Annotated in this window: 18 protein-coding genes; 14 read left to right on the top strand and 4 right to left on the bottom strand. The window is 70.2% G+C overall.

Going from position 1 to position 21,976, the window contains the following annotated elements; all coding sequences use genetic code 11:
• Nucleotides 1-67: 67 nt before the first annotated feature.
• The 5 genes from A6P39_RS12905 (at nucleotide 68) to A6P39_RS12885 (ending at nucleotide 7,522) form a co-directional block, all read left to right on the top strand.
• On the top strand, nucleotides 68-826 hold the full coding sequence (locus A6P39_RS12905; RefSeq protein WP_067054786.1) for an NUDIX hydrolase: 759 nt from the start codon (nucleotides 68-70) through the stop codon (nucleotides 824-826).
• Nucleotides 827-989: 163 nt separating this feature from the next.
• Nucleotides 990-3,503 carry an ABC transporter ATP-binding protein gene (locus A6P39_RS12900; protein ID WP_067054783.1) on the top strand — a complete coding sequence of 838 codons (2,514 nt, stop codon included), beginning with the start codon at nucleotides 990-992 and terminating at the stop codon, nucleotides 3,501-3,503.
• A gap of 162 nt (nucleotides 3,504-3,665) precedes the next feature.
• Nucleotides 3,666-4,553 carry a FadR/GntR family transcriptional regulator gene (locus A6P39_RS12895; RefSeq protein WP_067054780.1) on the top strand — a complete coding sequence of 296 codons (888 nt, stop codon included), beginning with the start codon at nucleotides 3,666-3,668 and terminating at the stop codon, nucleotides 4,551-4,553.
• A 446-nt stretch (nucleotides 4,554-4,999) separates the two neighbouring features.
• Nucleotides 5,000-6,541, top strand: coding sequence for an RNA polymerase sigma factor (locus A6P39_RS12890; RefSeq protein ID WP_067054943.1), 1,542 nt, complete (start codon nucleotides 5,000-5,002; stop codon nucleotides 6,539-6,541).
• 123 nt (nucleotides 6,542-6,664) lie between these two features.
• The gene (locus A6P39_RS12885; RefSeq protein ID WP_067054777.1) at nucleotides 6,665-7,522 is read left to right on the top strand and encodes a serine protease; all 858 of its coding nucleotides are present in this window, start codon (nucleotides 6,665-6,667) and stop codon (nucleotides 7,520-7,522) included.
• A 101-nt stretch (nucleotides 7,523-7,623) separates the two neighbouring features.
• Here A6P39_RS12885 and A6P39_RS12880 read toward each other — a convergent pair whose 3' ends face one another.
• The gene (locus tag A6P39_RS12880) at nucleotides 7,624-7,854 is read right to left on the bottom strand and encodes a DUF7455 domain-containing protein (protein ID WP_067054774.1); all 231 of its coding nucleotides are present in this window, start codon (nucleotides 7,852-7,854) and stop codon (nucleotides 7,624-7,626) included.
• A gap of 438 nt (nucleotides 7,855-8,292) precedes the next feature.
• Between A6P39_RS12880 and A6P39_RS12875 the strand changes: the two genes are divergently transcribed.
• From A6P39_RS12875 to A6P39_RS12850, 6 genes are all read left to right on the top strand, one after another.
• On the top strand, nucleotides 8,293-10,416 hold the full coding sequence (locus A6P39_RS12875; protein WP_067054771.1) for a DNA gyrase/topoisomerase IV subunit B: 2,124 nt from the start codon (nucleotides 8,293-8,295) through the stop codon (nucleotides 10,414-10,416).
• An 855-nt stretch (nucleotides 10,417-11,271) separates the two neighbouring features.
• The gene (locus tag A6P39_RS12870) at nucleotides 11,272-11,793 is read left to right on the top strand and encodes a CcdC protein domain-containing protein (protein ID WP_067054769.1); all 522 of its coding nucleotides are present in this window, start codon (nucleotides 11,272-11,274) and stop codon (nucleotides 11,791-11,793) included.
• Nucleotides 11,790-12,941: a sensor histidine kinase gene (locus A6P39_RS12865; protein WP_067054767.1), complete on the top strand. Its 1,152-nt coding sequence runs from the start codon at nucleotides 11,790-11,792 to the stop codon at nucleotides 12,939-12,941. Before A6P39_RS12870 ends, A6P39_RS12865 begins: the two co-directional genes overlap by 4 nt.
• On the top strand, nucleotides 12,938-13,627 hold the full coding sequence (locus tag A6P39_RS12860) for a response regulator transcription factor (protein ID WP_067054764.1): 690 nt from the start codon (nucleotides 12,938-12,940) through the stop codon (nucleotides 13,625-13,627). Before A6P39_RS12865 ends, A6P39_RS12860 begins: the two co-directional genes overlap by 4 nt.
• A gap of 69 nt (nucleotides 13,628-13,696) precedes the next feature.
• Complete coding sequence (locus A6P39_RS12855) at nucleotides 13,697-14,251, top strand: DUF485 domain-containing protein (RefSeq protein WP_079133786.1); 555 nt, start codon at nucleotides 13,697-13,699, stop codon at nucleotides 14,249-14,251.
• Nucleotides 14,241-15,833 carry a solute symporter family protein gene (locus A6P39_RS12850; RefSeq protein WP_067054759.1) on the top strand — a complete coding sequence of 531 codons (1,593 nt, stop codon included), beginning with the start codon at nucleotides 14,241-14,243 and terminating at the stop codon, nucleotides 15,831-15,833. Before A6P39_RS12855 ends, A6P39_RS12850 begins: the two co-directional genes overlap by 11 nt.
• Before the next feature lie 43 nt (nucleotides 15,834-15,876).
• Here the strand turns inward: A6P39_RS12850 and A6P39_RS12845 are convergent, their stop codons facing one another.
• Nucleotides 15,877-16,569 (bottom strand): response regulator, encoded by a 693-nt coding sequence (locus tag A6P39_RS12845; RefSeq protein WP_067054757.1) that lies wholly within the window; start codon nucleotides 16,567-16,569, stop codon nucleotides 15,877-15,879.
• Between the two features lie 157 nt (nucleotides 16,570-16,726).
• Here A6P39_RS12845 and A6P39_RS12840 point away from each other — a divergent pair, with 157 nt between their 5' ends.
• From A6P39_RS12840 to A6P39_RS12830, 3 genes are all read left to right on the top strand, one after another.
• On the top strand, nucleotides 16,727-17,542 hold the full coding sequence (locus A6P39_RS12840; RefSeq protein WP_067054754.1) for an ABC transporter ATP-binding protein: 816 nt from the start codon (nucleotides 16,727-16,729) through the stop codon (nucleotides 17,540-17,542).
• Nucleotides 17,532-18,395: an ABC transporter permease gene (locus A6P39_RS12835; RefSeq protein WP_067054751.1), complete on the top strand. Its 864-nt coding sequence runs from the start codon at nucleotides 17,532-17,534 to the stop codon at nucleotides 18,393-18,395. Before A6P39_RS12840 ends, A6P39_RS12835 begins: the two co-directional genes overlap by 11 nt.
• A gap of 69 nt (nucleotides 18,396-18,464) precedes the next feature.
• Nucleotides 18,465-19,520: an ABC transporter substrate-binding protein gene (locus A6P39_RS12830; protein ID WP_067054748.1), complete on the top strand. Its 1,056-nt coding sequence runs from the start codon at nucleotides 18,465-18,467 to the stop codon at nucleotides 19,518-19,520.
• 18 nt (nucleotides 19,521-19,538) lie between these two features.
• Here A6P39_RS12830 and A6P39_RS12825 read toward each other — a convergent pair whose 3' ends face one another.
• Nucleotides 19,539-20,219, bottom strand: coding sequence for a DUF7342 family protein (locus tag A6P39_RS12825; RefSeq protein ID WP_067054746.1), 681 nt, complete (start codon nucleotides 20,217-20,219; stop codon nucleotides 19,539-19,541).
• Nucleotides 20,216-21,895, bottom strand: a complete 1,680-nt coding sequence (locus A6P39_RS12820) for an ATP-binding protein (protein ID WP_199841013.1) — start codon at nucleotides 21,893-21,895, stop codon at nucleotides 20,216-20,218. The genes A6P39_RS12825 and A6P39_RS12820 overlap by 4 nt, the downstream gene beginning before the upstream one ends.
• Nucleotides 21,896-21,976 lie beyond the last annotated feature (81 nt).

The following is a 21,976-nucleotide window of genomic DNA, read 5'->3' as shown; positions in this document are numbered from 1 at the left end:
CGTAACCACCACCGATGCGACCGACGAAGGGAGTGTTTATCGTCAGGCAGACGACTATGATCGCGGCATGCCCTACGACCCGTCAGCCTTTCCGCCCTTCGCCGTCACCGTGGACCTGGTCGTGCTGACCGTGCGCCGCCATGCCCTGTGTGCGCTGGCGGTCCGCAGGGGTGAGCCTCCGTTCCAGGGGCGCTGGGCGCTGCCAGGCGGCTTCGTACGGGCCGACGAGGACCTCTCCCAGGCGGCCGCGCGCGAACTCGAGGAGGAGACCGGACTGACGGCGCATGATCCCGCGGCCCCGGTCCAGGACAACGGAGCCCATCTCGAGCAGCTCGCCACTTACGGCGACCCCAAGCGGGACCCGCGCATGCGGGTGGTCAGCGTCGCGCACCTCGCACTCGCGCCCGACCTGCCCGCCCCTCGCGCGGGGGGCGATGCGAGCAACGCGCGCTGGGCGCCGGTCGAGGAACTGCTCCAGCAGGGCGGTTACGGCCGCGACGGCGAGCCGGTGGCGCCGCTCGCCTTCGACCACGCCCAGATCCTCGCCGACGGGGTGGAACGCGCCCGGTCCAAGATCGAGTACTCGTCGCTGGCCACCGCGTTCTGCCCGCCCGAGTTCACCGTCGGCGAACTGCGGCGGGTGTACGAGGCGGTGTGGGGCGTGGCCCTTGATCCCCGCAACTTCCACCGCAAGGTCACCGGAACCCCTGGATTCCTCGTTCCCACAGGAGGTACGACCACGCGCCAGGGGGGCCGGCCCGCACAGCTCTTCCGGGCCGGCGGTGCCACACTGCTCAACCCGCCGATGCTGCGCCCCGAGATCTGAGAGGTACGGCGGTCAGCCCGCGCAGGCGGCGGACAAGCCGACCGCCTGCGCCGGACCCCGGCTACGTCGAACGGCGGATCCGAATCCTGTCCGGCCGCAGCACGCGCTGGAGCAGATCCGCTAATACACGAAAAATCGGACATTGCACGCTATCTTGCTGCAAGTGATCCAGGCCTTCGGACTGACCAGCCAACCCCGCAAGGCGCACCCGCCCGCCGTCGACGACGTCTCCTTCGAGGCGCGTGCCGGACATGTCACCGCGCTCCTCGGAGGCGCCGGCGCGGGCAAGACGACCGCGCTCAGACTGATGCTCGAACTCCAACCGGGACGCGGCATCACCTACTTCCGAGGGCGCCCCCTGCATCGGATCCCCCATCCGTCGCGGGAAGTCGGCGTGCTCCTCGGTGACGTACCGGGGCACCCGGCCCGCTCCGTCCGCGGCCATCTGCGCATGCTGTGCGCGGCCGCGGGCGTACCGGTGCGACGCGCCGACGAGGTGCTCGAAGTGGTCGGCCTCGTCAGCCTGCGCGAGGAGCGACTCGGCACGCTCTCGCGCGGCATGGACCGGCGGCTCGGTCTGGCCTGTGCCCTGCTGCCCGACCCGCACGCGCTCGTCCTGGACGACCCCGCCGACGGCCTGTCCGCCCATGAGGCGCAATGGCTGCACGACATGCTGCGCGCCCACGCCCAGCAGGGCGGCACCGTGGTCTTCACGACGGCCGATCCCAAGGAGGCGGCGCGCACGGCGGACCGTGTCGTCACCCTCGACAGCGGCCGGCTCAGGGCCGACCAGGACGCCCGGGATTTCGCCCGCACCCGGCTGCGCCCGCGCGTCGCCGTCCGCAGCCCCCACGCAGCGCGCCTCGCGACCCTGCTCACCAAGGAGGCCCGTACCGCGCGCCGCTCCGTCGAGGTCGTGCGGGAAGACGGCAACCTCCTCTTGGTGTACGGCTCCACGACCGCCGACATCGGCGAGACGGCCTTCCGTCACGGCATCCTCGTCCACCAACTCGCCGACGAAATCGGCGAAATGGGGTCGGGTGCCGGCATCGGGCCCGGCATCCCGTCGGCGGAGGCGGACGACGTCGTGGCGGACGAGCCCCGGGCGCGGCGCGCACACGATGCCGCCGCCGCGTCGGCGACGGCGGAGCCGGAGACCGCGGCGCCCGGCCTGCAAGTGCAGGAGCCGGGCACCTCGACGCTCGACTCGTCGGCATCGGGCACCGTGGTGTCCGAGCCGCCGGCGCCGAAGAAGGCCGCCGTGGCCTTCGGTTTCTCGTCGGTTGAGGCGAAGGCCACGACGTCAGGCGTCACGGCAGGTGATCGGGGCACCACGCCGGCGGGCTTCCCGGTGGACGGGCAGGAGAGCACGGCAGTGGATGCGTCGGCGCCGGAGCCGGTGATCCCCGGTCGCCCCTCGCAAGAGGATGTGCGGACCGTGTCCGCCGCTCTCGTGCCCGGGGAGCGGGCACCGGCAACGGGCGGCGAGCGGTCAACGCTCGGGGAGGCGCCCTGCCTCCGGTCGGAGGCACGGCACACCGGAACAGCTCGGGACACCTCGGCCGAGGGCAGTTCGCCGGGCGGTGCGCTCCTTGGAGCCGAGGGGACAAATGCGGGAGCCGTCCCCGTGAAGCTGCTCGCAGGAGCCGAGGCGGAGCGGACCGCCGATGCCACGGCCCTCAGTCCATCGAACGGCACGGTCGTGGCGGTCCAGGAGTCTCAGGTGGAACCGCAGGCCCGCAGCACGAGCGCTCCCGCAGCGGGTTTCGCCGCGCTCCGCGCCCGCCTTCCCGGAGCCAGGAGTCCCGGCATCCGCCGGCCACGGACCGCCCACGCCGACCAGCCTGCCGGCCACGGCACCCTCGACGCCCTCTCCCCCCTCCCGCCTCCCATCTCCGTACGCCCCGGCCCCAGCCCCCTCCGCCCCGTGCGGTATGAGATCCGGCGTGCCACCGGAATCGGCGTCGGCTTCGTCACCTGTGGTGCCGTGCTTGCGGTGTCCGCACTCATCGCCGTACTCCTGGCCCGGCTCGGCCACACCCCGCAGGCGCGGCTGTTCGCCGCGTGGCCGCGGGAGCTGCCGCTGCCGCCCGCTGCGCTCGCCGCGGGGTTGCTCGGTGCGCTGGCCTTCGGGGACGAGTTCCGCCACCCCGCCCTCGCGGCGGACCGCGGCACCGTGCCCCGCCGACTGGGGCTGCTGACCGCGAAACTGCTCGTCTCCGGGGCCGCCGCTGTGCTGCTCGCCTTCCTCACGGTGGGCTGCGACGCCGAAGCGCTCTACATCGTCTACGGACAGGAACTGACACGAGTTCCCGCGGACTGGCTTTCGCTGGGCGCGAGTTGGTTCGGACTCGTCCTGGGCTGCGCCTGGGCGGGTGTTCTCGCGGCCGGCGTCTTCCGGTCCACCACGGGGGGCCTGGCCGCCGTACTCGCCGTACCCGTTGTCGTGGTCCCGCTCGTGCACGGGGCGACGCACGGGCCCGCCCAGCGCATGGCGGCCGGACTTCCGGAGCGTGTGCGGGAGGTGTTCCTGCTGCAGTGGCCCTTCGGAGGCGACCGCTATCTGCTCGCACTGGCGCGGGTGCTCGCCCAACCGGTCGGCGGCGCACTGGCGTTGTCACTGGCGGCGCTGCTGTGCGCGTATCTGTTCACGACGCTGCGTACCAGGTTCCGGTGACGGGCGTGCGTCCGCTTCCGATCCCGCCGTGTGCACAACTCCCCGCAGAACGGCCATTTCTTTCCGATAAGGCGTCAATTGCGACGGCGTGAGCGATCACCCTTTCGTGTGCTTTTCACCAAAGACCTCAAGGGAGTTGGAGAGGGCGCCGACAAAGGTTCCGTGAGTACCCTTGCGCACACCATGATGACCGCCGCCCGCTCCTCCGACTCCGGTCTGGCCGGCTCGGGCGAACTCGACCGCTACCCCTACGCCGAGGCCCCCATGGCCGATCGCGTAGGAACACCCTCCTGGGAGAGCGCGGACCCGGAACTGGGCCGCGTCGGCAGGCGTGCCGCGGGCAGTCGCGGACGCGGACTGCACGGCCAACTCGTCCAGCAGCTGGGGCAGATGATCGTCTCGGGCGACCTGGGCGCGGACCGCCCGCTGGTGCCCGAGGAGATCGGCCAGCGCTTCGAGGTCTCCCGCACCGTCGTCCGTGAGTCCCTCCGCGTCCTGGAGGCCAAGGGCCTGGTAAGTGCCCGCCCGAACGTCGGCACACGCGTGCGTCCCGTCAGCGACTGGAACCTGCTCGACCCGGACATCATCGAGTGGCGGGCCTTCGGGCCGCAGCGTGACGACCAGCGCCGTGAGCTGAGCGAGCTGCGCTGGACCATCGAGCCGCTCGCCGCCCGTCTCGCCGCCGGGCACGGGCGCGAGGAGGTGCAGCAGCGCCTCTGTGACATGGTAGAGATCATGAGCCACGCCATGGCCCAGGGTGACGCGCTGACCTATTCGCGCGCCGACAACGAGTTCCACGCACTGCTCATCCAGATCGCCGGCAACCGCATGCTGGAGCACCTGTCCGGGATCGTCTCGGCTGCCCTCCAGGTGTCGGGTGGCCCGGCCACGGGATGCGATCGGCCGAACGAGGCGTCCCTCGCGCAGCACGCGCGCATCGTCGATGCCCTCGGCACTGGCGACGGCGCGGCCGCGGAGGCGGCCATGCGTCAACTGCTCACCGTCCACCCCGAGGTCGAACGCGTGGTGCCCGCCCCGCGCGAGCACTGACCTCGGCGACGAAGGCGGTGCGGTCGCCGGTGTGCGGCGACAGCGTGGTTCTCGTGGGTCTCGTGTCGACGCCGGGCTCGGGTACCGGCCGCCGCCGGACCCCGCCGATCCTGTGCGGATCGGCGGGGTCCGGCGGTGCGACGGGCCGCCTTGGTCCCACGTGTGACCGTGAGCGAGGGTGGAGGCGATCTCCTCTGTCCGTGTCTGACCGCTTTTGACCGCTTACGGGGTGTGACTCGGGCCACGCAGATTGGGCGTAACGCTCGTGGGAACAGTGCGATGACCTAAGAGGTGACAGTCGCGGAGGGAATACAGACGCCATGAAAGGCGCTGTGCATCTTCCCGGCCCCCGCCCGCGCCGTCGGCCCATCCCCAGGCCGGTGGTCGGCTCCTGTCCGCAGTGGACGGTGCCGGAAGCCGTTTTCCAACGTTCCGAGAGGTTGTTCGTGTCGGCCAGCACATCCCGTACGCTCCCGCCGGAGATCGCCGAGTCCGTCTCTGTCATGGCGCTCATTGAGCGGGGAAAGGCTGAGGGGCAGATCGCCGGCGACGATGTGCGTCGGGCCTTCGAAGCTGACCAGATTCCGGCCACTCAGTGGAAGAACGTACTGCGCAGCCTCAACCAGATTCTTGAGGAAGAGGGTGTGACGCTGATGGTCAGTGCCGCAGAGCCCAAGCGCACCCGCAAGAGCGTCGCAGCGAAGAGCCCGGCCAAGCGCACCGCCACCAAGACGGTTGCGGCGAAGACGGTGACGACCAGGAAGGCCACCGCCACCACGGCCGCCCCCGCGGCGCCCGCCGCACCGGTCGCAGCCGATTCCGCCGAGGAAGCCGCACCCGCCAAGAAGGCAGCCGCCAAGAAGACGACCGCCAAGAAGACGGTCGCCAAGAAGACCGTCGCGAAGAAGACGGCCGCCAAGAAGACCACGGCCAAGAAGGACGACGCCGAGCTTCTCGAGGACGAGGTTCTCGAGGACACCAAGGTCGCCGACGAGCCCGAGGGTGCCGAGAGCGCCGGCTTCGTCCTCTCCGACGAGGACGAGGACGACGCGCCCGCGCAGCAGGTCGCCGCCGCTGGCGCCACCGCCGACCCGGTCAAGGACTACCTGAAGCAGATCGGCAAGGTCCCCCTGCTCAACGCCGAGCAGGAGGTCGAGCTGGCCAAGCGCATCGAGGCGGGTCTGTTCGCCGAGGACAAGCTGGCCAACGCCGACAAGCTGGCGCCGAAGCTCAAGCGCGAGCTGGAGATCATCGCCGAGGACGGCCGCCGCGCCAAGAACCACCTCCTGGAGGCCAACCTCCGCCTGGTGGTCTCCCTGGCCAAGCGCTACACCGGCCGCGGCATGCTCTTCCTGGACCTCATCCAGGAGGGCAACCTCGGTCTGATCCGCGCCGTCGAGAAGTTCGACTACACCAAGGGCTACAAGTTCTCCACGTACGCCACCTGGTGGATCCGTCAGGCCATCACCCGAGCCATGGCCGACCAGGCCCGCACCATCCGTATCCCGGTGCACATGGTCGAGGTCATCAACAAGCTCGCGCGCGTGCAGCGCCAGATGCTCCAGGACCTGGGCCGCGAGCCCACTCCGGAGGAGCTGGCCAAGGAACTCGACATGACCCCGGAGAAGGTCATCGAGGTCCAGAAGTACGGCCGCGAGCCCATCTCGCTGCACACCCCGCTGGGTGAGGACGGCGACAGTGAATTCGGTGACCTCATCGAGGACTCCGAGGCCGTCGTCCCGGCCGACGCCGTCAGCTTCACGCTCCTGCAGGAGCAGCTGCACTCCGTTCTGGACACCCTGTCCGAGCGTGAGGCCGGCGTCGTCTCCATGCGGTTCGGTCTCACCGACGGCCAGCCGAAGACCCTCGACGAGATCGGCAAGGTGTACGGCGTGACGCGTGAGCGCATCCGTCAGATCGAGTCGAAGACCATGTCGAAGCTGCGCCACCCGTCGCGTTCGCAGGTGCTGCGCGACTACCTCGACTAGGCCGCGGCCTCAACGGCACCGAAGGCCCGGTTCCCCGCGTGGGAGCCGGGCCTTCGTGCTGCGCGCAGCCGCGCGGTGGATCACTCTGGGTTCTCCGGAACTACCCGAGAGTGAGGATCCTCCATGCGCCGTTCCGTTGTCCGGGCCCTGATCCGGCCGCTGGTCCTGGCGGCCGCCACGACCGTCATACCCCTGGTGAGCGCGACTCCCGCGGCCGCCGACAGCGTGGTGGTCGGAGGGTTTCCGATAGACGTCTCACAAGCCCCATGGACCGTCGCGCTGTCCAGCCGTGACCGATTCGGGGGTACGCGGGCGGGCCAGTTCTGCGGCGGCGTGGCGATCGCGCGGACCACCGTCCTGACCGCGGCCCACTGCCTGGGGGAGGACGTCCTGGGATCTCCGCCCAACCAGGTGCGCGATTTCCGGGTCATCGCGGGCCGTACGGACCTCCTGGCGGACCAGGGCGAGGAGATCGCCGTACGGGACGCCCGGGTCAATCCGGGGTACGACAGCGCGACCAACGCCGGCGACTTCGCCGTTCTCACGCTGGCTGAGCCGCTGCCGCAGAGCGCGGTCGTCACCATGGCCCGCGCGGGCGACCCGGCCTACGCACCGGGCACCCGGGCCCTGATCTCAGGCTGGGGTGACACGACCGGCGGCGGCGCCTATACGCACCGGCTCCGCGCGGCACACGTGCGCGTGCTGTCCGACGACCTCTGCGCACGCGCCTATTCCGGCGGTCCCGAGGGCACCTACCGGGCGGACAGCATGCTCTGCGCCGGGGAGGCCGCCGGAGGCCCGGACGCATGCCAGGGTGACAGCGGCGGCCCTTTGGTGGCCAAGGGGCGGCTGATCGGCCTTGTGTCGTGGGGGAGCGGCTGCGGCAGGCCCGGAAACCCGGGGGTCTATACGCGCGTCTCCGAGGTCGCCCGGGAGCTGGATGCGACCCCAGAGGGCCACAGGGCGCCAACGGGCCACTGAGAGCCTGACGGTGGGTACGCGTACGGGCGGCCGCTCCCGAACGGGGAGCGGCCGCCCGTACACCGGCCTGTGCCGGGGCTGGCTCGTCGTGTGTGCGAGATTCAGCGCTCTTCGTCGGGAACGGTGCTGGGAACGGACGTGAGCCGCTCCGTCTCGTCCTGTATCTCAGCGGCGATCTTCTTGAGTTCCGGCTCGAACTTGCGACCGTGGTGGGCGCAGAAGAGCAGTTCTCCGCCGCTCAGCAGGACGACGCGCAGGTATGCCTGGGCGCCGCAGCGGTCGCAGCGATCGGCGGCCGTCAGCGGGCTCGCGGGGGTCAGAACAGTAGTCACGTCGCCTCTTCTCTAGCTCGACGAGCTGTCGTACCAGGGTCAACATCCAACCAGCCCGAAAACGTTCCCGCTCGTGGCTTTTCCTCGAAAAAATCTTCCGGGGCGGCTGTCTGCTGCCGGTTGGCGGCGAATGTGCCGTAGTGCGTGTCTTGTGTGCTTACGGTTTCGCGCGGTGTTGTGTTTAGGTCCTCCCGGCCGGGTTGCCGGTTGTTCATGAGGACGTGCCCGGAGCCTAAATGGTTCATGCCTCCAAGGGAACGTGATGTGTGCTTCACTCCATCGAGGGATCGAACATGCATGCGAGCCTGGACTAGTCTGAGTTTGAGACGAGGGTGGCGTTACACCGGCTCTACCAGGCCTCGGTACCCTCTGAGCGGCGACTGAAGCCACCCCCTTACCCAAGAGGGGTCAACTGAAATTCAGCGAGGAGCGAACCGCGTGACCGCCGATACGTCCGTGCCGTCCACAGCGCTGCTGGCAGGAGCAGACCGGGACGGCTCCAACTACACCGCGCGGCACCTGCTCGTCCTCGAGGGCCTCGAAGCCGTGCGCAAGCGCCCGGGCATGTACATCGGCTCGACCGACAGTCGCGGTCTTATGCACTGCCTGTGGGAGATCATCGACAACTCCGTGGACGAGGCCCTCGCGGGCGTCTGCGACCACATCGAGGTGATCCTCCACGACGACGGCTCCGTGGAGGTGCGCGACAACGGCCGGGGCATCCCCGTGGACGTCGAGCCCAGGACCGGCCTGTCCGGTGTCGAGGTCGTCATGACCAAGCTGCACGCCGGCGGTAAGTTCGGCGGTGGCTCGTACGCTGCCTCCGGCGGTCTGCACGGCGTCGGTGCCTCCGTGGTCAACGCCCTCTCCGCCCGTCTCGACGTCGAGGTGGACCGAGGCGGCCACACCCACGCCATCAGCTTCCGGCGGGGCGTGCCGGGCGCCTTCGCCGCCGACGGTGCCGACGCGAAGTTCGAGGCCAAGAGCGGTCTGCGCAAGACCAAGAAGGTTCCCAAGACTCGCAGCGGCACGCGCGTGCGGTACTGGGCCGACCGGCAGATCTTCCTCAAGGACGCCAAGCTCTCCCTCGAGAACCTGCACCAGCGTGCCCGGCAGACCGCCTTCCTGGTGCCGGGCCTGACGATCGTCGTCCGTGACGAATTCGGCCTGGGCGAGGGGGGCAGCAAGGGCGAGGAGTCCTTCCGCTTCGACGGCGGCATCAGCGAGTTCTGCGAGTACCTGGCGAGCGACAAGCCAGTCTGCGACGTCCTCCGCTTCTCGGGCAAGGGCACCTTCAAGGAGACCGTCCCGGTCCTGGACGAGCACGGTCAGATGACCCCCACCGAGGTCACCCGTGAACTGGGCGTGGACATCGCGCTGCGCTGGGGCACGGGCTACGACACGACCGTCCGGTCCTTCGTCAACATCATCGCCACCCCCAAGGGCGGCACCCACGTCTCCGGCTTCGAGCAGTCCGTGACGGGAGTGTTCAACGATGTGCTGCGTGCCAAGAAGCTGCTGCGCGTGGCCGAGGACAACATCGTCAAGGACGACGCCCTGGAGGGCCTCACCGCCGTCGTCACCGTGCGTTTGGCCGAGCCGCAGTTCGAGGGCCAGACCAAGGAGGTCCTCGGCACCTCGGCGGCTCGCCGGATCGTGAACAACGTGGTCACCAAGGAACTGAAGGCGTTCCTGACCGCCACCAAGCGCGACGCCGCGGCGCAGGCCCGCGTCGTCATGGAGAAGGTCGTGGCCGCCGCCCGTACGCGCGTCGCGGCCCGCCAGCACAAGGACGCCCAGCGTCGGAAGACCGCCCTGGAGTCCTCGTCCCTGCCGGCGAAGCTCGCCGACTGCCGCAGCGACGACGTCGACCGCAGCGAGCTGTTCATCGTCGAGGGTGACTCCGCACTCGGTACGGCCAAGCTGGCGCGGAACTCCGAGTTCCAGGCCCTGCTGCCGATCCGGGGCAAGATCCTCAACGTGCAGCGGTCGTCGGTGACCGACATGCTCAAGAACGCCGAGTGCGGCGCGATCATCCAGGTCATAGGAGCGGGCTCGGGCCGCACCTTCGACATCGACCAGGCTCGCTACGGCAAGATCATCATGATGACCGATGCCGATGTGGACGGCTCCCACATCCGCTGCCTGCTGCTCACGCTGTTCCAGCGCTACATGCGCCCCATGGTCGAGGCAGGCCGGGTCTTCGCCGCGGTGCCGCCGCTGCACCGGATCGAGATCGTCCAGCCCAAGAAGGGCCAGGACAAGTACGTCTACACGTACTCCGACCGCGAGCTGCGCGACAAGCTCATGGAGTTCCAGAGCAAGGGCATCCGGTACAAGGACTCCATCCAGCGCTACAAGGGTCTGGGCGAGATGGACGCCGACCAGCTGGCCGAGACCACGATGGACCCGCGCCACCGCACCCTGCGCCGGATCAACCTCTCCGACCTGGAGGCCGCGGAACAGGTCTTCGACCTGCTGATGGGCAATGACGTGGCGCCGCGCAAGGAGTTCATCTCCAGCTCGGCGGCGACGCTCGACCGGTCGCGCATCGACGCGTAGTCGCTGCGCCAGGCTTCCGCCGACCGGTGGTTCGCCCCGGGCGGCTGGGGCCACTGAGGCCGACCGGGGAGGGCGTGGAGACTGGCCCGGGAGTACGTGCTGGGCCGGTGGGTCGACCATCGGCCTCGCGTGCCGCGCCCGCTCCGGGGCCGGTTTGAGCGGCGGTGGCGGCTGGGTGCGCGTTCGAGCGGGCCGTGGACGTCGGTGCGGACCTGTACCTGCAGTGCTGATCGCGTGCCGGCCCAGGCCGCTGGCGTCCGTCGGTTGCGGATCTTGGCTGACCGCGGTCATGGGGCACGTGTCCAGGCCGGCGAGGTCGGTATGCCGCATATCCGCATATCCCCATATCGGCACATCCGCACATGCGGGCCGACCGTGACGAGGACGGCGGACGCCTGCGCGGCCGCCGTCCGCCGTCGAGCCCGTCACCTGTCGGCGCGGCCGCGTCCGGAGCCGGCCATTGCCGCGCCGTACGCCCCGTCCGGTTACGGGCTTCCGGCTCCGGTTGGTCCGTGTGTCCTGGGCTCGGACTCAGAGCCAGACCCAGATGCAGATCCAGACCCCCCCAGGTCCAGGACCGCCGCCGGGCATCCCGCCGTGTTCCGCCGCTCCCGCGCATGCCCTTCCTCGGCCGCACAGCCCCCTCGGCCAACGCCCGGTCCGTGACCCGACACCTCTCTCTCGCTCCCTCGCTCGACGGTCTACACCCGTGGGTGGAGACGATCCGCGTGAGGATTCCACCCGTGATCCACCTCCGCTCCGATCCCCCGACCTGCGAATTTCCGTAGCTTCGAAGTGTCGGCAGCGCCTGCTTCCGGCACCACCATCTCGACCTTCTCACTCACGGAGGCTCTGATGTCCGGGCTCGTCAACGCGCTGGTGATCGTGGTCGTAGCCGCCATAGTGATCGCGCGGCAGTTCCGCGCCCGCGCGATCAACACAGACCGGCGTTGGTGGCTGCTCCCCGTGATCCTTGCCGTCGTCGCAGTGCGCGAGCCCGGCATACTCGACGCCCACCACCGCGCCGAGTCCGCCGTACTGCTCGTGGTGGAGCTGGTCATCGGTCTTGCCATGGGCGCCGGCTGGGCCTGGACGACCCGCGTCTGGAGGGCCCAGGACGGCGTCGTGTGGACCAAGAGCACCAAGGCGAGCGGCGCCGTATGGGTCGTGGGCATCGCCCTGCGGATCGGGCTCTTCGCTCTCGGCCGCGCGCTCGGCCTGCACCAGGACAGCGCCGCACTGATGCTCGGCTTCGCCGCCACCTTGCTGGTCCGCGGCGGCATCCTGGTCTGGCGGGCCCAGTCTCTCGGCGCCGCGAACCGTCCTGCCCCGGCGTACGGTGACGGCATGCGGTCGGCCCGGAAGGAGCGCGTGTGACGGAAAACCTCTGGACGCACTGGCCGTCGAGAGAGGCGCTCGGCCGCGCGGGAGTCAGCCGGCCCCGGCGCATGCTCGCCTGGGCCGTGAGGCTGCTCGTGCTCGCGCTGCTCCTGTGGGGGGCGTTCAACCAGAAGCGCGTGGGCATCGAAGGAGCGTTTGTCGCGGCAGCGGGGGTGCTCCTCGCCGGTGTTGTCTCCTGGGCCTTCTTCCGAACCACCTACCAGCACCGGCTGGTGTCCTCGCTCGTGCTCATCAGCGTGCTTCTGGCCCTCGCGGTCGCCGCCGAGGCCACAGGGTTCAGAGGACCGGCCCTGGTGCTCTGGTGCGGCTGCGGAATCAGTGCCCTGGAGCGGCTGCCGCTCGCCGCGGCCGTACCCGTGACCTCCGTGGCCCTGGCCTCGTACTCCGCCTTCAACAACGACGTCTGGCTGACCACCGCCGCCACGGTGGCGGGCATGGCCCTCGCCGGATATGTCCTGCGGCTGGACGCGGAAGCCCGTGGAAACGCGCAGCGGCTCCTCGCCCAGGAGCGCGCCGCCAGAGCGGCCGAGGCGGAGTCCGCCGCGCTGGCCGAGCGAACCCGGATCGCCCGCGAGATCCACGACGTGCTGGCCCACAGCCTCTCGGCGCAGCTGGTGCACCTGGAGGCGGCCCGGCTGCTGATCGAGAACGGCGCCGAGCGCGAACGGATCCTGGAGCGGGTGGTGGCCGCGCGGGGCATGGCTCGTGACGGGCTCGCGGAGACCCGGCAGGCCCTGTCCGCGCTGCGGGGGGACCTGACCCCGCTGGAGGATTTCCTGAGCGAACTCGTCAGCGGAGCCCACGGTGCCGAGGTCACTGTCACGGGTGAGCGCAGACCCCTGTCGGCCGAGGCCTCCCAGGCCGTGCGCCGGGTCGCGCAGGAGGCGCTCACCAACGTCCGCAAGCACGCCCAGGGCGCCAAAGTGCAACTGCGGCTCGAATACAGCGAGCACGAAGTGACGCTGAATGTACGGGACTCGGGCGGACCGCCGGGCGAACTCACGAGATCCGGAGGCGGGTACGGTCTGCTGGGTATGCGCGAGCGGGCCGAGTTGCTGGGTGGCTCGCTGGACGCGGGGCCGGACGAGGAGGGGTTCGTGGTGACGCTGAAGGTGCCGGTATGACCAAGGCGGAGGAGGAGAAGAAGCCCGCGCGGGTGGTGGTCGCCGACGACCAGACCGTGGTGCGGGAAGGCATCGTGATGCTGCTCGGGCTGCTGCCCGGGGTGGAGGTCGTGGGCGCGGCGGGAGACGGCGAGGAGGCGGTGCAACTGGTCGAGGAACTGGCCCCGGACGTCGTCCTGATGGATCTCAGGATGCCCCGCTGCGACGGCGTCGAGGCCACCCGGAGGATCCGGGCGCAGTATCCCGGCACCCAGGTCGTGGTGCTGACCACGTACGCGGACGACGAGTCGCTGTTCCCCGCCCTGCGGGCCGGTGCCCGGGGCTATCTGACCAAGGACGCGGGCGGTGACGAGATCGTGCGTGCGGTGGAGAGCGTGCTGTCGGGGGACGCGGGGCTGTCGCCGAGCGTCCAGCGCCGGCTGCTGGAACGGCTGTCGCAGCCCGAGCCCGGCCCGGTGCCAGCCGCCGAGCCGGCGCCCGACGGGCTGACCGCGCGTGAGACCGAGGTTCTGCGGCTGATCGCCGAGGGACTCAGCAATCAGGAGATCGCCCGCAGGCTGCACGTGTCGACCGCGACGGTGAAGACGCACATCAACAATCTCTTCGCCAAGACGGGTCTCAAGGACCGGGCACAGGCGGTGCGTTATGCCTACGGCAAGGGACTGGTGAGACCGCCCACGCAGTGAATCACCTGATGGGGTGAAGAGCCGAGGGAAGAAGAGTCAGGGATCTTCCCGATCTGTCCATCCTTGGGCATGCAGTCAAGCAACGGTCGTGCCCGTGGAGCCGGGGACGATCCCGAGAGTTCGGCCGGGAACCAGGAAGAGCGCGGTGCGCCGCCGCGCGATGTGACGTACGAGGATCCTTGGTACGACGCGCTGGCCTCCGGCTGGGGTGAGCTGGACGGCGCCGGGATGCCGGCGCCGGTGGTGCCGTCCTCGCGCGGAGAGCGGGGAAGACCGCCGGTTCGCGCGCGTGACGTGTACGTCGAGGTGCAGCGCAGCGCGGCCTTCCGGGAGGTGCGCAGCAGGTACCGGCGGTTCGTCGTGCCGGCAGTCGCCGTCTTCCTCGTCTGGTACGTGGGGTATGTGGCCGCCGCCACGACGGCGCCGGGGCTCATGGCCCGGCCCGTGACGGGCGCGGTGAACGTGGGCATGCTGGCCGGGCTCGGTCAGTTCCTCACCACATTCCTGTTCACCTGGGCCTACGCCCGGCATGCGCGGCTGCGCAGGGACCGGGCGGCGCTGGAGCTGCGCTGGGACACCCAGGAGCTGGCGCGCGGGATGCGGGAGGCGCCTCGTGACCGGTGAGCATCAGACGCTGGCGCTGCTGCTGTTCAGCGGCTTCGTGGCCGTCACTCTTGGGATCACGACGTGGGTGAGCCGGCGGCGGCACGGTTCGGCGGAGGAGTTCTACGCGGGCGGCAGGCTGTTCTCCCCGATGGAAAATGGTTTCGCCATCGCGGGTGACTACATGTCGGCGGCTTCCTTCCTCGGGGTCACCGGGCTCATCGCGCTCTACGGGTACGACGGGCTGCTGTATGTCGTGGGCTTCCTGGTGGCGTGGCTGGTGGTGCTGTTCCTGGTGGCTGAACTGGTCCGTAACTGCGGGCGGTTCACCCTGGCCGACGTGGTGGCCGCGCGGATGAGCGAGCGGCCGGTGCGGATCGCCGTGGGAACGTCCTCGGTCACGGTGTCCGTTCTGTATCTGGTGGCGCAAATGGTCGGCGCGGGCAGTCTGGTGGCGCTGCTGCTGGGGCGGACGAGCGGCGAGGCCCAGGCCTGGACGGTCATCGGGGTCGGCGCGCTCATGGTGATCTATGTGTCGTTGGGAGGGATGCGGGCCACCACCTGGATCCAGATCGTCAAGGCGGTGCTGCTGCTGAGCGGGACGGTCGTGCTGACCGTGCTCGTCCTGCTGCGCTTCCACGGCGACTTCGACCGTCTGCTGCTCACGGCGGCGGAGCGCAGTGGACACGGCAGGGCGTTCCTGGCGCCGGGTCTGAAGTACGGGGGGAACTGGACCGCCCGCGTGGACTTCATCAGCCTGGGCCTCGCCCTGGTACTGGGTACGGCCGGGCTGCCGCACATCCTGTCGCGCTTCTACACCGTGCCCACCGCGCGGGCCGCACGCCGCTCCGCCGTGTGGTCCATCGGGCTGATCGGTGGCTTCTACCTGATGACGATCGTCCTCGGCCTGGGGGCGGCGGCGGTAGTCGGGACGGACGCGGTGCGCGCCTCGAACGCGGCCGGGAACACGGCGGTGCCGCTGCTCGCCCTCGACCTGGGCGGCGGCGCGGGCTCCACTGGTGGAACGGTTCTCTTTGCGGTCGTCGCCGCCATCGCCTTCGCCACGATCCTCGCCGTGGTCGCCGGTATCACGCTCGCCTCGTCGGCCTCGGTGGCGCACGACCTGTACGCGTCGCTGCGGCGGCCGCACGGCAAAGCACGCAGCGAGGTCACGGTGGCGCGGTTCGCGGCGCTCGGTATCGGTGTCGTGGCGATCGCGATCGGCCTGGTGGCCCGAGACCTGAACGTCGCCTACCTCGTCGGCCTGGCCTTCGCGGTCGCCGCGTCGGCGAACCTGCCCGTGCTGCTGTACTCGCTGTTCTGGCGCGGCTTCACCACCCGCGGCGCGGCGTGGGCCGTATACGGCGGGCTGATCCCGGCGCTCGGCCTCGTGGTGCTGTCCCCGGTGGTCTCCGGCAGCCCGGGCTCGCTGTTCCCGGGCGCCGACTTCCAGTACTTCCCGTTGCAGAACCCGGGCATCGTCTCCATCCCGCTCGGCTTCCTGGCCGGCTGGCTGGGCACGGTGACCTCGGACGAGGTCCCCGACGAGGCCAAGTACGCCGAGACCGAGGTGCGGTCGCTGACCGGAGCGGGGGCCGTATAGCGGGCCGCCGGCCCAGGGCTGCCCTAGAAGCCTCATGACCCTTCTAGGGCGCGACCCAGGCGTACCGGTGCTCGGGCCGGCCGGTGTCGCCGTACTTCAGAGAGAGCCGCAGCCGGCCGGCCTGTTCCAGATGGCGGAGGTAGCGCTGGGCCGTGGAGCGGCTCAGGCCAGTCCTGGCGGCCACCTCGTGAGCCGACAGCGGCTGGCCCGCGCGGTGCAGGATGCCGCAGATCAGGTCCGTCGTGGGCTCGGAGTGGCCGCTGGGCAGGCCGGGCGCCGACGGTGCGGGAGCCGTCCGCAGCGCCCCGAAGATACGGTCGACCTGCTCCTGGCCCGTCAGGCCCCGGCCGCCCACGCGGTCGACCGTGCGCCGCAGGGCGGCGTAGGACTCGAGGCGGGCGCGCAGGGCGGCGAAGGTGAACGGTTTGACCAGGTAGTGCAGGGCCCCCAGGCGCATCGCCTGCTGGACGGTCGTCACCTCACTGGCCGCCGTGATCATGATGACGTCCGTGCCGTGGCCCTGCTCCCGCATGCGGTGGACGAGGTCGAGGCCGGTCCGGTCCGGCAGATAGTGGTCGAGCAGGACCAGGTCGACCGTGCCGCGTTCGACGGTGGCCAGAGCCTGGGCGGCGTTGTGCGCGCGGGCGGTCACCCGGAATCCGGGAACCTTTCCCACGTACTTGGCGTTTATCTCTGCGACGCGGAAGTCGTCGTCCACCACGAGGACGTCAATCATCAGGCCTCTCCTTCAAGGCCGACGGGCGTTAAGCCCGTGTTTCGGCTCCGCAGTTGTAGCGCGGGCAAAATGAGCACAACAGGCTCCTGCGAGCAAAAGATCGGCTTGCGCTCACAAGACTCCTGCTGTGGACGGGGCCGCACCTACCGTCCCGGCCATGAGCGCACACACCAGCCCCGCCATCGAGCTGCGGGGCGCGAGCAAGACCTTCAGAACCCCGTCCGGGGGGCTGCACACGGCCGTGCGCGGCCTGGACCTCACCGTCGAGCGCGGCGAGTTCGTGGCCGTCGTCGGACCGACCGGCTGTGGCAAGTCCACGACGCTGACGCTGGTCAGCGGCCTGGAGGAGCCCACCGAGGGCGAAGTGCTGGTGGCCGGGAAGCCGGTCGACGGCGTCGGCGACAAGGTCGGCTTCGTCTTCCAGCAGGACGCCACGTTCCCCTGGCGCACGGTGCTGTCCAACGTCATGTCCGGCCCGCGCTTTCGGGGCGTGCCGAAGGCGGAGGCCAAGGAGAAGGCACGGGACTGGCTGTCCCGGGTCGGGCTCGCCGGTTTCGAGGACCGTTATCCGCACCAGCTCTCCGGCGGACAGCGCAAGCGCGTCGCCCTCGCCGCCACCTTCGTCAACGACCCTGCGATCCTGCTGATGGACGAGCCGTTCTCCGCACTCGACGTGCAGACCAGGGCGCTGATGTCCGACGAGCTGCTGGAGCTGTGGGAGGGCACGGGCGCCTCGGTCGTCTTCGTCACCCACGACCTGGAGGAGTCCATCGCGCTCGCCGACAAGGTCGTCGTGATGACCGCCGGTCCCGCGACCGTGAAGCAGGTCTTCGACATCGGCCTGCCGCGGCCGCGCAAGGTCGAATCGGTTCGCCTGGAGCCGCAGTTCATCGAGATCTACCGCGAGATCTGGGAGTCGCTCGGCGAAGAGGTCCGCATCACCCGCGAGAGGGGTGCCGCCCATGTCGCCTGAGGTTCTGAGCACACCGGCCGTCGAGACGGCCAAGCTCCCCGATCGCGCGCAGAGCCGTGCCCAGGCCGCCCGCCGCCGCAAGCTCCTCGTCAACACCGTGCGCGTGGTACTGCTGGTGGCCGTACTCGGACTGTGGGAGGCGCTGTCCCGGGCGGAGGTCATCGACCCGTTCAACTTCTCGATGCCCTCGAAGATCTGGGACCAGATCTGGACCTGGGTGACGCACGGCACCGCGCTCGGCTCCCTGGGCGAGCAGATCTGGTACACGCTCTACGAGGCACTGCTCGGCTGGGTCATCGGTGTGATCGCCGGTGTGCTGCTCGGTATTGCGCTCGGGCGGATCAGATTGCTCGCCGAGGTCCTTGGTCCATACATCAAGGTGCTCAACTCGATCCCCAGGATCGTCCTTGCGCCCATCTTCCTGATCTGGTTCGGGCTCGGGCCCTCCTCCAAGATCGCCTCCGCTGTGGTGCTCGTCTTCTTCCCGGTGTTCTTCAACGCCTTCCAGGGTGCCCGTGAGGTGGACCGCAACCTGGTGGCCAACGCCCGCATCCTGGGCGCCAGCGACCGCAGGGTGACCCTCCAGGTGGTCATCCCGTCGGCCACCTCCTGGATCTTCACCAGCCTCCACGTCAGCTTCGGCTTCGCGCTCATCGGTGCCATCGTCGGCGAGTACATCGGCGCGACCAAGGGCATCGGACTGCTCGTCTCGCAGTCGCAGAACACCTTCAACGCGGCCGGTGTCTACGCCGCGATGGTCATCCTCGCCGTCGTCGCTCTCGTCGCCGAGGGACTGCTGACCTTCGCCGAACGCCGCATCTTCCGCTGGAAGCCCGCCGGTTCCGACAACTGACCGGCCCCGCTCCGGCCAGCCCTCCGCGCCCCTTCCCCGCACCGCCCTCTCACAAGGACGTGAACCGCCATGCGCAAGACCGCCAGATACACCTCCCTGACCGCTGCCGGCCTGCTTGCCCTCTCCTCGCTCACCGCCTGCGCCAACGACGCGGCCGGCTCCACCGCCGACGCCGGCAGCGGCGGGGGCGGCAAGGGCGAGTCCGTCAAGATCATGGTCGGTGGCCTGGACAAGGTCATCTACCTGCCCGCGATGCTCACCCAGCGCCTCGGCTACTTCCAGGCCGAGGGACTGAACGTCCAGCTGCTCAGTGAGCCCGCCGGTGTCCAGGCCGAGACCGCGCTCGTCTCGGGCCAGGTGCAGGGAGCGGTCGGCTTCTACGACCACACCCTCGACCTCCAGGTGAAGGGCAAGTCGGTGGAGTCGGTCGTGCAGTTCTCCCACGCGCCCGGCGAGGTGGAGGTCGTCTCGGACAAGGCGGCGGGCAGCCTCACCTCGCCGAAGGACTTCAAGGGCCGCAAGCTGGGGGTGACCAGCCTCGGCTCCTCCACCGACTTCCTCACCAAGTACCTGGCGGTCAAGAACGGCGTCAGCGTCAGCGAGTTCACGCCGGTCTCCGTCGGCGCCGGCCCGACCTTCATCGCGGCCCTGCAGAAGGGCGCGATCGACGGCGGTATGACCACCGACCCGACCGTCGCGACGATCCTGGACAAGAAGGCGGGCAAGATCCTCCTCGACATGCGCACCCCCCAGGGCTCACAGGAGGCGCTGGGCGGCCCGTACCCGTCGTCAAGTATGTACATGACGACGGACTGGGTGAATGGACACAAGGACACCGTCCAGAAGCTGGTCAACGCATGCGTCAAGACGCTCAAGTGGATGTCCACCCACAGTGCCGACGAGATCGCCGCCAAGATGCCTGCCGACTACTCCCAGGGCAACAAGGCGCTCTACGCGCAGGCCATCAAGAGCACCCTGCCGATGTTCACTGACGACGGCGTGATGCCCCAAGGCGGCCCCGAGACCGTGGAGAAGGTGCTCAAGTCGTTCAACCCCGGCATCAAGAACGCCAAGGTCGACCTGAGCAAGACGTACACGACCGAGTTCGTCAAGGCCGTCAAGTAACGTACAGGCCCTGCCCGTTCAGACGCGGGCCGCCCACACGTAACGGTGTTCCGGGCGGCCCGCGTCGCCGTACTTGAGAGTCAGCCGGGCCCGTCCCGTGCGCTCCAGGAGCTTCAGATAACGCTGGGCGGTCTGCCGGCTCACCCCCGTCCGCTCGGCGATCTCCTGTGCGGACAGCGGTCCCTGGGCATTCATCAGTGCCTGGCGCACCAGCTCGGCCGTCGTGGGGGAGTGCCCCTTGGGCAGGCCGGGCTCCGACGGTGCGGACAGGGCGCCGAAGATGCGGTCCACCTCCGCCTGTTCGGCCTCGCCGCCGCGGTCCAGGGTGCGCCGCAGCTCGGCGTACGCTTCCAGCTTGGCTCGCAGGCCGGCGAAGGCGAACGGTTTCACCAGGTACTGCAGCGCCCCGTGCCGCATCGCCGCCCGCACGGTCGACACGTCCCGCGCCGCCGTCACCATGATCACGTCGGCCTGGTGGCCGCGCCGGCGCATCTCCCGGACGACCGCGAGGCCGGTGTCGTCCGGCAGATAGTGGTCCATGAGGACCAGGTCCAGCCGTGGCAGCGTCGCCACCTGGCGCAGCGCCTCGGTCGCGCTGTGCGCCTCGGCGGCCACACGGAACCCCGGGACCTTCTCCACGTAGGCGGCGTTGACCCGGGCGACGCGGGTGTCGTCGTCCACGACCAGGACCTCGATCATCGTGCCTCCTGTTCGGCGACGGCAGCGGGCCCGCGGGACACGTCGCGCCCCGCGGGGTCCAGCTCCGGTTCGGTCAGTGCCTCGGGCAGCACCACGGTGAACTCCGCGCCACCGCCACCAGCGGCGCCCGCCGTCGCGCTGCCGCCCTGCCGTTCGGCCAGCCGGCGCACCAGCGAGAGCCCTATGCCGCGCTTGCCGTGGGCCGGTGGCTCCTTGGTGGACCAGCCTTCCGTGAAGACCAGCTCCCGTTGGTCCGCCGGGATCCCCGGGCCGGTGTCGCGCACTCTCAGGACGACCGTGCGGCCCTCGCTGCGCAACTCGGCCTCCACGCGCGCGTGGAGCGTGCCCGCCACCGCGTCGAGGGCGTTGTCCACCAGATTGCCCACGACCGTGACCAGAGCCCGCGGATCGATCAGCCGGTCCGGCAGCCAGGTGCGTTCCGACACCCACAGGGCGACTCCGCGCTCGGCCGCCACCGTGGCCTTGCCGACCAGCAGCGCGGCCAGCAACGGGTCCTGGATCTTCTCGGTGATCTGCTCGGCGGTGACCCGGTGGTCGCCGACCACCTCGCCGACGAACTCCACGGCGTCGTCGTACATCTCCAGCTCCAGCAGCCCGAGCAGCGTGTGCATGCGGTTGGCGTGCTCGTGGTCCTGCGCGCGCAGGGCGTCGATCAGCCCGCGCGTGGAGTCGAGTTCCCGCCCCAGCTGCTCCAGTTCGGTGCGGTCGCGCAGGGTGGCCACGGCGCCACCGTCGCCCGTGGGCATGCGGTTGGCGACCAGCACGCGCTGGCCGCGCACGGTGAGCAGATCGGTGCCGGTGACCCGGCCGGCCAGGACGTCGGTCGTACGGCCCTCGCCCAGCGCCTCGTCGGGGGTTCGGCCGACGGCTTCGTCCCCGACGCCCAGCAGCCGCCGCGCCTCGTCGTTCAGCAGCCGGACACGGCCGCCGCGGTCGAGGGCGACCACGCCCTCCCGGATGCCGTGCAGCATCGCCTCGCGCTCGGCGAGAAGCGCCGAGATGTCGGAGAAGGCCAGGTCCCGGGTCTGCCGCTGGACCCGGCGGGAGATCAGCCAGGCCGCCAGCGCACCCACCGCGAGAGCCCCGCCCGCGTACGCGAACAGCCCCGGGATCGCGCTGATCAGCCGTGCCCGCACGCTGTCGTAGGCGATGCCGACCGAGACCGCCCCGACGATGCGGTGCCGTGCGTCGTACAGCGGCACCTTGCCGCGGGCCGAACGCCCCAGGGTGCCCTCGTCGATCTCCATGACCTCCCTGCCGGCCAGGGCGTCGCTGGGGTCCGTCGAGACGCGGTGGCCGATCTCGGAGTCCGTCGGATGCGACCAGCGCACCCAGTGGGTGTCCAGCACCACGATGTACTCGGCGTGGGTGGCCCGCCGGATCCGCTCGGCCTCCTTCTGCACCGCGCCGTCGCTGGACGGCGAGGTGGTCAGGACGCCCTCGGCGATCTGCGGGTCCTGCGCGGTGGTCTGGGCGATGGCCAGCGCGCGGCGCATCGCCTCCTGGTCCAGCTGCTTGCTCAGCGGGGCCAGGAAGAGCCCCGTCGCGAGCACCGCCACCCCCGCGGCGATCGTCACCTGCATCAGCAGCACCTGTGAGAACACCCGCCGGGGCAGGCCGAGGCGAAGACGGCGTGCGGGGGGAGTGGGACTCATGGCACGACGGTACGTGGGAAATCCTGGCACGCCCCAGGGGATGTGGTGGGGATCGCTTGACCAATTCTTGAACGAGGGGGC

Source organism: Streptomyces sp. FXJ1.172, assembly GCF_001636945.3.
In the GTDB taxonomy this organism is placed as follows: Bacteria; Actinomycetota; Actinomycetes; order Streptomycetales; family Streptomycetaceae; genus Streptomyces.
The sequence above is the reverse complement of the archived record's forward strand: the minus strand, read 5'-3'. Positions and strand labels throughout refer to the sequence as shown.